This is a genomic window from Alloalcanivorax mobilis, from assembly GCF_002864685.1.
Classification (GTDB): Bacteria; Pseudomonadota; Gammaproteobacteria; order Pseudomonadales; family Alcanivoracaceae; genus Alloalcanivorax; species Alloalcanivorax mobilis.
This window is the reverse complement of the sequence record NZ_NMQZ01000024.1, coordinates 19,010-28,139: the sequence shown is the minus strand read 5'-3', so window position 1 is coordinate 28,139 and position 9,130 is coordinate 19,010. Positions and strand designations below refer to the sequence as shown.

The following is a 9,130-nucleotide window of genomic DNA, read 5'->3' as shown; positions in this document are numbered from 1 at the left end:
CCGCCCCTATGGCAAGTCCCAAAACATACCTCCAAAACCAGTTCAAAGTGAAAAGTTAAAAGTGAAAAGCGCGGGCAGGGCCTTGGCCGCCGAGGGGGCCTTGGCCGCGTTTCAACTTTGAACTTTTAACTTGTCGACGTTTGTTTTTCTATAAAGCCGCGCACGCACATCACCGCTTTCTTTTTCGCGCACCAGTTGCCAGCTTTCCGGCACCGCGGGCGCCTCGCTCTGCTTGCGGGATTCCACATAGATCCAGGCATCGGGCGCCAGCAGACCCAGTTCATGCAGCGCCTGGCAGGCCGGCTCGGCCAGCCCCAGATCGTAGGGTGGATCGACGAACACCAGGTCAAACCGTTGCGCACTGCGCGCCAGCCATTTCAGCGCGTCGGCGCAATGCACGCTGACGCGCTCGCCGAACATCGGCTGCAACTGACGGGACAGATCCGCCGCCCGTTCGCGCTTTTTTTCCACCAGCACCGCGTGTTCGGCGCCGCGGCTCAGCGCCTCGGCACCGAGCGCCCCGGACCCGGCGAACAGGTCCAGCACGCGGGCGTCCGCCAGCTCCGCCCGCAGCCAATTGAACAGGGTTTCGCGCATGCGATCCGACGAGGGCCGCAGGTCGCCGCGCTGATCGACGAAATGCAGCCGATGCCCGCGTCGCTCACCGCCGATAATCCGAACCTGGCCCTTACTGGTTTTGCCCCTGGTTTTCATCGCTGCTGCTCTGTGGCCGCGCCGGCACCTGGGGCGCCTTGGGGCCGATACTGACGATGGCCAGACGATCCGGATCCAGGGCACGGCGGAAGGCATTTTGAATGTCCGCCACCGTCACTGCCTTGACCCGCTGGTTGAACTCTTTGAGATAGTCCAGGGGCAGGTCGTAGAAGCCGATGGCGCCAAGCTGCCCGATGATATCGCTGTTGTCGGCGGTTGCCAGTGCCATCGAACCAAGAATGTTGGCCTTGGCGTTTTCCAACTGTTCGTCGGTGGGCCCGTTGGCGATGAAATCATCGAGAATTCGCAGCGTCAGCCCGAGCGCCTGATCGGCGTTGTCGTTGGCGGTCTGCAACTGCAACAGGAACGGGCCGCCCGCCGCCATCGGTTTGAAGTAACTGGAAATGCCGTAGACAAACCCGTGCCGCTCGCGCACCTCGCGGGTCAGCAGGGAAGCGAAGCCGCCGCCGCCAAGAATGTAATTGCCCACGTACAGCGCGGCGTGATCCGGGTTGCCCCGCCAGGTGGCCTGATTGCCGATCAGGATATGGGTCTGCGCGGAAGGAAACTCCAGATGGCGCACGGTCTGCCGGGTGAGCCGCTGGGCACGGGGCAGATCAGCGGCCGGCCCGCCCTGGGGCAGGGCCGCGCTCAGCCGTTCGGCGATGCGCTCGGCCTGGGCGCGGTTGACGTCGCCGACCAGGGCGATCACCGCGTTGCCGGCGGCGTAATAGTGCTGATAAAAGGCGCGCAGATCGGCGCGCTGAATCGCCGGCAGCGAATCCAGGGTGCCGGACGAAGGGTGCCCGTAGGGGTGCTCGCCAAATACGGTGTTCAGGAACGCATCGCTGACCTGGGGCCCGGGCACCTGCTGATTCATGCGCATGCCCTGCATCATTTGCGTGCGAATGCGCTGCAGCGCCGGCTCCGGGAAATCGGGTTGGCCGATCACCCGGGCGAGCAGATCCACCGAGGCGTCGCGCCAGGCCGGCTTGGACAGGGTGCGCAGGCTGATCACGCCCATGTCCTGGTAGCTGCCGGTGGAAAACTGGGCGCCTTTGTCTTCAAAGCCGCTGGCGATCTGGTCCACGTCCAACCCTTCGGCGCCTTCGCCGAGCAACGCGCTGGTCAGCGCCGCCAGGCCCGGCTGATCGCCGTCGCGGGCGCTGCCGGCGTCCATCACCAGGCGCACATCCAGCATCGGCAGAGCGTCGCTGGCCACGAACAGTACCCGTGCGCCCTGGGCGGTGCGCCAGGACTGAATGTCCAGCTGCGGCGCCGCCGGCTCGGCATCGCGCACCTTGGCGGCGGTGGTCGGAAAACTGGCGCAGCCGGCCAGTAACAGGGCCGCGCACAGGCCTGTGGTGAACACGGTCAGTGATCGGATTGCTGTGTTCATGGCGGTCATTGAGCTCATGGCTGTTCCTCCGGAATCACGTGGGCCACCGCGCTGCGTTCCGCCACCAGCCAGCGGCGGGCCGCGTCGCGGACATCCTCTGGCGTGACCGCCTCAAGGTTTTCGCTGAATTGCTCGGAGAGCCGCCAATCCAGACCCAGGGTGGAGAGCATGCCCAGCTCCATGGCCTGGCCCATCACCGAGTCGCGCTGATAAATCTGGTCGGCCAGCACGCCCGCGCGTACCCGGTCCATTTCCGCTTCGCTGGGTGGCGTTTGCGCCAACTGCTGGATCTGCTCCTTCAACGCCGCCTCCAACCGGTCCAGGCTCACGCCCGGGTTCGGCGAGGCGGTCAAGGTGAAGGCGCCGTCGCCCCGGTTCAGGCCGTCGTAACCGGCGCCGGCGCCGGCCGCCAGGCGCTGACCACGCACCAGCCGGCTCTCGATGCGGGCACTGAGGCCGCCGTCCAGCACGCCGCCCAGCAGGGTGAGCGCATAGAAGGTTTTTTTCTCTTCGGCGGTGGTCAGCGAGGGCACGTTGTACATCATATAAAGCGCCGGCACCTTGACCGGCAAATGCAGCGTCATGCGCCGCTCGCCGGCGGGCGGGTTAACCGCCTGGCGGGGGCGCGGCGGCGTATCGCCGGCGGGCAAGCCGGCGAAGAAGCGGTTCACCAGCGGCTTCACCTGGGCCTCGGTGACGTCCCCGGCGATCACCAGCGTGGCGTTTCCCGGTACATAGAAACGCTTGAACCAGCTGCGCGCCTGTTCCGGCTGCAACTGCGCGAGCAGGTTGCTCCAGCCGATCACCGGGTGGGCGTAACCGGTGCCCGGGCGCGCCACCGCCTGGAATTTCTCCCAGGCCAGGGCGTTGGGGTTGTCGTCGGTGCGCTGGCGGCGCTCCTCCATCACCACCTGAAGCTCCTTTTTAAAGGCCTGGTCGTCGATCTTCAGGTTTTTCAGGCGTTCGCTTTCCAGCTCCAGGGCGAGCGGTAACCGCGAGACTTCGTATTGCTGGAAGTAGGCGGTGTAGTCGTAGCTGGTGAAGGCGTTATCGCTGCCACCGAAGCGCGCCACCAGGCGCGAGAATTCGCCCGGCCCCAGGTGTTCGGTGCCTTTGAACATCATGTGCTCAAGCAGATGCGCCAGGCCGGTTTCATAGGGGGCTTCATCGAAGCTGCCCGCCTTGAACCAGACCATTACGGTGACCACCGGCGCGCGATGGTCCTCGCGCACCAGCACCTTGAGGCCGTTATCCAGTTGAAAGGCGTGCGTGGCCGGCGGCTGGGCGTTGGCGGCGACGCTGAACAACAGGGCCAGCGTAATTACGACGAGTTTGTGCATAGACAGCCCGCTTCTGGTTTATCGTCTTGGAAAGGTGGCGCCGGGCATCCACGAACGCCACCCGGCGGTGACGGGACGCGCAATCAGACCGACGGGCGGCGCTGAAGTTTCCCAGGCCCTAAAGCGGGAACTGACGATACACCAAAGCGCGGACCACCGCGTTAACGGTGCTCAGGTGCTGCTGATCCAGGCTGTCGATGTCGAGCCGGCGCAACAGCGTGGTGCGGTGCACGCCGAAGATCACCGCCTGCCCGAACAGGGTGTGCGCCTCGATGATCACCTCTTCGTCGTCGCGGGGCCGATCACGCAACGCGCCCACCAGCATCGCCAGGGTGTCGTGCAGCGGCTGGATCAGGCTCTCGTAAAGAATGTCGAAGGCGGCGGAGGGTTGCATCTGCTCGCGCATCATAAAGTGGCCGATCTCATACTTATGCGGCTGATTGACGATTTTATTGAGCAGGGTAAGGATCAGCAGGGTGGCGTCCTCGCGCGCCACGCTCAGATCGGTGACACCTTCTTGATGCCGGCGCTGAATATCCAGCAGCACCGGTTCCACCCCCGGGCGCACCATCTCCACGATGCGTCTGGCGACGGCGTGATAAAGGCCCTCTTTGGAGTCGAAGTGGTAAGGAATGGCGGCCTGATTCACCCGTGCCCGGGCCGCCAGCGCGCGGGTACTGACGCCTTCGAACCCATGGCTGCCAAACAGCGCCAAGCCGGCGGCGATCAACCGTTCGCGGGTCAATTCACTGCGGGTTGCCTCGCCCTTCGCCGCGCCCCTGCGCGCGCTCTTACCCTTGCATGAAATACTGCCCATGCCCCACTGCTCCCTTTGCGCCATTACGGGAAAATTTAATTCATTCGATTGATTTTGTCATGGGGATGGATTAAATATTGTCGATCGCCGGCCTCCGCCGCCCCGGTCTCGTCTCATACCCGGGCGGTGGCGACCCCCACGACAGCCCCGCCCGGCCATGGTCCGAGTGGTGATCCGTGTTTTTGGCCCAGGTTCGCGACACCATGCTATCGACGTCCCATTGCCCGCTTTTGCGCGGCCCGCGATTTTCTCGAGGCGTTCCACTTCGCTCCGGACAGCACGCTCGTGGCCCACGATCCGCGTGGCGATGGCTGGGCGTGGCCTTTTGCGCCGGAGCGCTGAGCGCCTGCGCCATGGGGCCGGACTTCCAATCACCGGCGCCGCAAACCGCCCAGGCCTACAGCGTGGACGCACCGCTGGCGCCCACCACCAACAGCGACGGCCCGGCCGGTGGCGCGCAGACATTCGCCCCCGGAGAGCCAATCGCCGCCGACTGGTACACGCTGTTCCAATCACCGGCGCTCAATGCCCTGATCGACCAGGCCCTGGCCAACAACCCATCGCTGGCCGCCAGCCAGGCCAGCCTGCGCCAGGCCGCCTTCCAACTGAAATCGGTGCGCGGCTCGGCCTTGCCGGATGTGGACCTGAACGGCGGCGTCACCCGGCAACGCTCCAACGGCGCCGCCATCGGCCTGGACAATCCGCAGTTCAACAACGTCTTCAACCTGTACTCAGCCCGCGTCGCCCTCAGCTACGACCTGGACCCGTTTGGCGTCACCCTGCGTGAAACCGAGGCCCAGCAAGCCCGGGTGGAATACCAGCGCAATCTGCTGCGCGGCAGCATCCTGACCCTGGTGGACAACGTGGTGGTGACCACGGTGCGCTACGCCGCCTTGCGCGACCAACTGGCCGCCACGCAACGCATCATTGATGCCGAGCAGGACCAGCTCGACCTGCTCGGCAAACAGGAAAGCGCCGGCTCGGTGGCCTACTCCGACGTGCTGCGCGCGCGCGGGCAACTGGCGGACAGCCAGGCCCAGGTGCCGGCGTTGCGCCACGACCTGGCGCGCACCGAACACGCCCTGGCGCGGCTGGTGGGCAGCGACCCGGGGCGCTTCCAGGCGCCGGCGCTGTCGCTGAGCGATCTGCGGCTGCCCGAGCGGCTGCCGCTGAGCCTGTCTTCGGAACTGGTGCGCCAGCGCCCGGACATCCTCGCCGCCGAACAACAACTGCATGCCGCCAATGCCCAGGTGGGCGTGGCGACCGCGAACCTCTACCCACGCATCAACCTGAGCGCCGATCTGGGCTCCCAGGCCAATCACAGCGGCGATCTGTTCTCCAGCCCCACCAAGGTGTGGAGCCTGGGCGGCTCGCTGCTGGCGCCGGTGTTCCATGGCGGTTCGCTGCGCGCCGAACGAGACAGCGCCAAGGCCGCCTGGCAGGCGCAGTACGCGCGCTACCAGGACACCGTACTGAGCGCGTTCACCCAGGTCGCGGATGTGCTGGATGCGATTGAACAGGACGCCGCCGCCTTGAGCGCCCAGAACCGCGCCCTGGACGCCAACCGCGACGGGCTGACCCTGGTGCGCAAACAGTACCGCGCCGGCGGCGCCGCCTATCTGGACGTGCTGATCGCGGAACAGCGCTATAACCAGGCGGTGACCGCGCGGATCGGCGCCGTCAGCCAGCGCTTCGTGGACACCGCCACGCTCTACCATGCCCTCGGCGGCGGCTGGTGGAACGCGCCGGCGCCATCGCAACCCGTGGCGGGCACCGGCGGCGAGTCCTGAGCGGCATCGCGGAGCGCCATACAGCGGATACGGTCACAGCACACACAATCACGGCACACACAATCCGGGCTCGGGCCCGGCGAGCGAACCACGCGACGACTCAGCCGCGCACCAGTTGGAGAACAAGGGATGGCGGAGACAGCAATGCCGGAAGACGCCGGGCAACAACCCGAACCAGCGCAAACGGAAAACGGCAACGGCAATAACGGCAAGCGCAAACGCATTCTGCTGGTGCTGGCGGTGCTGGTGGTGGTGATCGCACTGGGCTACGCGCTGTATTGGTTCACCTGGGGGCGCTATCACATCAGTACCGACGACGCCTACGTCGGTGGCAACGTGATCAGCGTGTCGCCCCAGGTGGGCGGCACCGTAGTGTCGATCAACGCCGAGGACACCGACCTGGTGCACGCCGGCGACACCCTGGTGACACTGGACGACAGCGATACCCGGGTGGCCCTGGACCAGGCGCGCGCCAATCTGGCGCAAACGGTGCGCCAGGTGCGGCAGCTGTTCAACCAGGCCGAAGGGCTGCGCGCCACCGTGGCATTGCGCGAGGCGTCCTACCAGCAAGCGCGCCGTGACTTCCAGCGGGCCCGGGATCTGCGGAAGGTACGTGGCATCTCCACCCAGGATTTCCAACACGCGGAAACCTCGCTGCAAACCGCCCAGGCCTCCTACCAGCAGGCCCGCCATCAACTGGCGGCCAGCCAGGCGGCGGTGTCGGGTACCACCCTTGAAACCCACCCCCAGGTATTGCTCGCCGAGGCACGCCTGCGCCAGGCGTTTCTCAACCAGCAGCGCACCCGCATTCTGGCGCCGACCAGCGGTTATGTGGCGCAGCGCGGCGTTCAGGTTGGCCAGCAGGTGCAGCCCGGCGCAAAAATGATGGCGGTGGTGCCGCTGGATCAGGTGTGGGTGGACGCCAATTACAAGGAAACCGAACTGACCGCCGTGCGCATTGGCCAGCCGGTGGAACTGACCGCCGACCTGTACGGCGACGACGTCACCTACCACGGCAAGGTCGCCGGCCTGGCCGCCGGCACCGGCAATGCCTTCGCGCTGCTGCCGGCACAGAACGCCACCGGCAACTGGATCAAGGTGGTGCAGCGGTTGCCGGTGCGCATTCAGCTTGACCGGAACGACCTCAAGGCCCACCCGCTGCGCATTGGCCTGTCCACCGTGGTCACCGTGGACACCCACGACCGCGACGGCAAGACCCTGGCGCAGACGCCCGCCCAGGGGGTGCGTTTCGACACCGCGGTTTACCAGCGCGACGGCAAGGCGGTGGACACCCTGATCCGTGACATCATCGAGGCCAACCGGGGCGACTCCGCCGACGGCGGCCACCATCAGCCGGGCAGCGCCGGCTGATGAGCCTGGCCGAACGCAAGCCGGTAAGCCCGTGGGTGATCGCCCCGGTGGTGGCGATCGCCGCGTTCATGGAGGTGCTGGACATCTCCATCGCCAACGTGGCGTTGCTGCACGTGGCCGGGGGTCTGTCCGCCACCCAGGACGAAGCCACCTGGGTCCTGACCTCCTACACGGTGGCCAACGCCATCGTGCTGCCGATCAGCGGCTGGTTGTCCAACATGGTCGGCCGCAAGCGGTTCTTTATGTTCTGCATCGTCGGTTTCACGCTGACGTCGTTGGCCTGCGGGCTGGCGCCCAGCCTGGGCACGCTGATCGTATTCCGGGCTCTGCAGGGCATCACCGGCGGCGGCCTTCAACCCAGTTCCCAGGCGATTCTCTCGGACGCCTTCCCGCCCGCCAAACGGGGCATGGCGTTTGCTCTGTACGGCATCGCGGTGGTGTTCGCGCCCGCCATCGGCCCAACACTGGGCGGCTGGATCACCGACCATTTCTCCTGGCGCTGGGTGTTTCTGATCAACCTGCCGGTGGGGCTGATCCTACTGCCTCTGGTGCACGCCCTGGTGCGCGACCCACAGCACATGATCGACGCCCGCAAAGCGCGCAAGGGCCAGAAAAACCGCATGGATTACATCGGTTTCAGCTTTCTCCTGGTGGGCCTGGGGGCGCTGCAGATCATGCTCGACCGGGGCCAGCAGGACGACTGGTGGAGCTCCAATTTCATTGTCGTGATGACGGCGCTCGCCATTGTCGGCCTGATCGCCTTCGTGGTGTGGGAGTGGTACGACAAGGACCCGATTGTCGACATCCACCTGTTCCGCGACCGCAATTTCGCGGTCTCCAACCTGTTCATGGCGATTCTCGGCTTCGTGCTGCTGGCCAGCACCGCGGTGCTGCCGCTGTACGTGCAAAGCCTGATGGGCTACACCGCCACCCAGGCGGGGCTGGTGCTGACGCCCGGCGGCATCGCCATTATCTGCCTGATGCCCGTGGTGGGCCGGCTGGTCACCAAGGTGCAGACCCGCTACCTGATCGGTTTTGGTTTTTTTGTCAGCGGCGTGGGCCTGTACACCATGACCGGCTTCAACCTGCAGGCGGATTACAACACCATCATGCTGGCGCGGGTGCTGCAGGCCTCGGCGCTGGGCTTTCTGTTTATTCCCATCAACACCGCCGCCTACGACGGCCTGCCGATGGAAAAATCCAGCAACGCCTCGGCGATCATCAACCTGTCACGCAATGTGGGCGGCAGCATTGGCATCTCCCTGGCCACCACCCTGCTGGCCCGGCGCTCGCAATTCCACCAGTCGCATCTGGCGGAGAACACCAGCCCTTACAATCCGGCGTTCCAGGACAACCTCCACCAGATCGGCCAGGCCACCGCCAGCGACCCTGGCGGCCTGCTCGCCCACGGCATCCTCTACCGGGACCTGCTCAACCAGGCCAGCATGCTCGGCTACCTGGACGTGTTTAAGTTCATGGCGGTGCTGTTTCTGTGCATGGTGCCGCTGGTGTTCATTATCCGCCGAGGCGTGTCCGGCACCGGCGCCCCCGCCGGAGCGCATTGAGGCACGCTTACACGCAGCACGCCTGCACGCTAACCTCCCCCCAACGGAGAGAGAAGGTGTGTTGGCCATGCGCAGCAGAAAACACGCCAACGACCTCAGCACCGGGTCTAGCGTGCAGGCGTGCTGCGTGTAAG

7 protein-coding genes are annotated in these 9,130 nt (G+C 65.7%); 3 read left to right on the top strand and 4 right to left on the bottom strand.

Annotated features, from left to right (window positions below):
* Positions 1-111: 111 nt before the first annotated feature.
* From rsmD to CGS25_RS12885, 4 genes are all read right to left on the bottom strand, one after another.
* On the bottom strand, positions 112-714 hold the full coding sequence (rsmD, locus tag CGS25_RS12900; RefSeq protein WP_101675728.1) for a 16S rRNA (guanine(966)-N(2))-methyltransferase RsmD: 603 nt from the start codon (positions 712-714) through the stop codon (positions 112-114).
* On the bottom strand, positions 689-2,131 hold the full coding sequence (locus tag CGS25_RS12895) for a M16 family metallopeptidase (RefSeq protein ID WP_232802399.1): 1,443 nt from the start codon (positions 2,129-2,131) through the stop codon (positions 689-691). Before CGS25_RS12895 ends, rsmD begins: the two co-directional genes overlap by 26 nt.
* The gene (locus CGS25_RS12890) at positions 2,128-3,453 is read right to left on the bottom strand and encodes a M16 family metallopeptidase (RefSeq protein WP_101675727.1); all 1,326 of its coding nucleotides are present in this window, start codon (positions 3,451-3,453) and stop codon (positions 2,128-2,130) included. The genes CGS25_RS12895 and CGS25_RS12890 overlap by 4 nt, the downstream gene beginning before the upstream one ends.
* Positions 3,454-3,571: 118 nt before the next feature.
* On the bottom strand, positions 3,572-4,270 hold the full coding sequence (locus CGS25_RS12885; protein WP_198588791.1) for a CerR family C-terminal domain-containing protein: 699 nt from the start codon (positions 4,268-4,270) through the stop codon (positions 3,572-3,574).
* Positions 4,271-4,473: 203 nt separating this feature from the next.
* Between CGS25_RS12885 and CGS25_RS12880 the strand changes: the two genes are divergently transcribed.
* From CGS25_RS12880 to CGS25_RS12870, 3 genes are all read left to right on the top strand, one after another.
* Positions 4,474-6,060 (top strand): efflux transporter outer membrane subunit, encoded by a 1,587-nt coding sequence (locus CGS25_RS12880; protein ID WP_269800693.1) that lies wholly within the window; start codon positions 4,474-4,476, stop codon positions 6,058-6,060.
* Between the two features lie 129 nt (positions 6,061-6,189).
* Positions 6,190-7,431, top strand: a complete 1,242-nt coding sequence (locus tag CGS25_RS12875) for an HlyD family secretion protein (protein WP_232802398.1) — start codon at positions 6,190-6,192, stop codon at positions 7,429-7,431.
* Positions 7,431-8,996, top strand: coding sequence for a DHA2 family efflux MFS transporter permease subunit (locus tag CGS25_RS12870; RefSeq protein ID WP_101675723.1), 1,566 nt, complete (start codon positions 7,431-7,433; stop codon positions 8,994-8,996). The genes CGS25_RS12875 and CGS25_RS12870 overlap by 1 nt, the downstream gene beginning before the upstream one ends.
* Positions 8,997-9,130: the final 134 nt, after the last annotated feature.

What these genes read in the sequence shown, in the direction of transcription:
- rsmD (WP_101675728.1), bottom strand. Translation starts at nt 714, where the DNA reads ATGAAAACCAGGGGCAAAACCAGTAAGGGCCAGGTTCGGATTATCGGC.
- CGS25_RS12895 (WP_232802399.1), bottom strand. Translation starts at nt 2,131, where the DNA reads ATGAGCTCAATGACCGCCATGAACACAGCAATCCGATCACTGACCGTG.
- CGS25_RS12890 (WP_101675727.1), bottom strand. Translation starts at nt 3,453, where the DNA reads ATGCACAAACTCGTCGTAATTACGCTGGCCCTGTTGTTCAGCGTCGCC.
- CGS25_RS12885 (WP_198588791.1), bottom strand. Translation starts at nt 4,270, where the DNA reads ATGGGCAGTATTTCATGCAAGGGTAAGAGCGCGCGCAGGGGCGCGGCG.
- CGS25_RS12880 (WP_269800693.1), top strand. Translation starts at nt 4,474, where the DNA reads ATGCTATCGACGTCCCATTGCCCGCTTTTGCGCGGCCCGCGATTTTCT.
- CGS25_RS12875 (WP_232802398.1), top strand. Translation starts at nt 6,190, where the DNA reads ATGGCGGAGACAGCAATGCCGGAAGACGCCGGGCAACAACCCGAACCA.
- CGS25_RS12870 (WP_101675723.1), top strand. Translation starts at nt 7,431, where the DNA reads ATGAGCCTGGCCGAACGCAAGCCGGTAAGCCCGTGGGTGATCGCCCCG.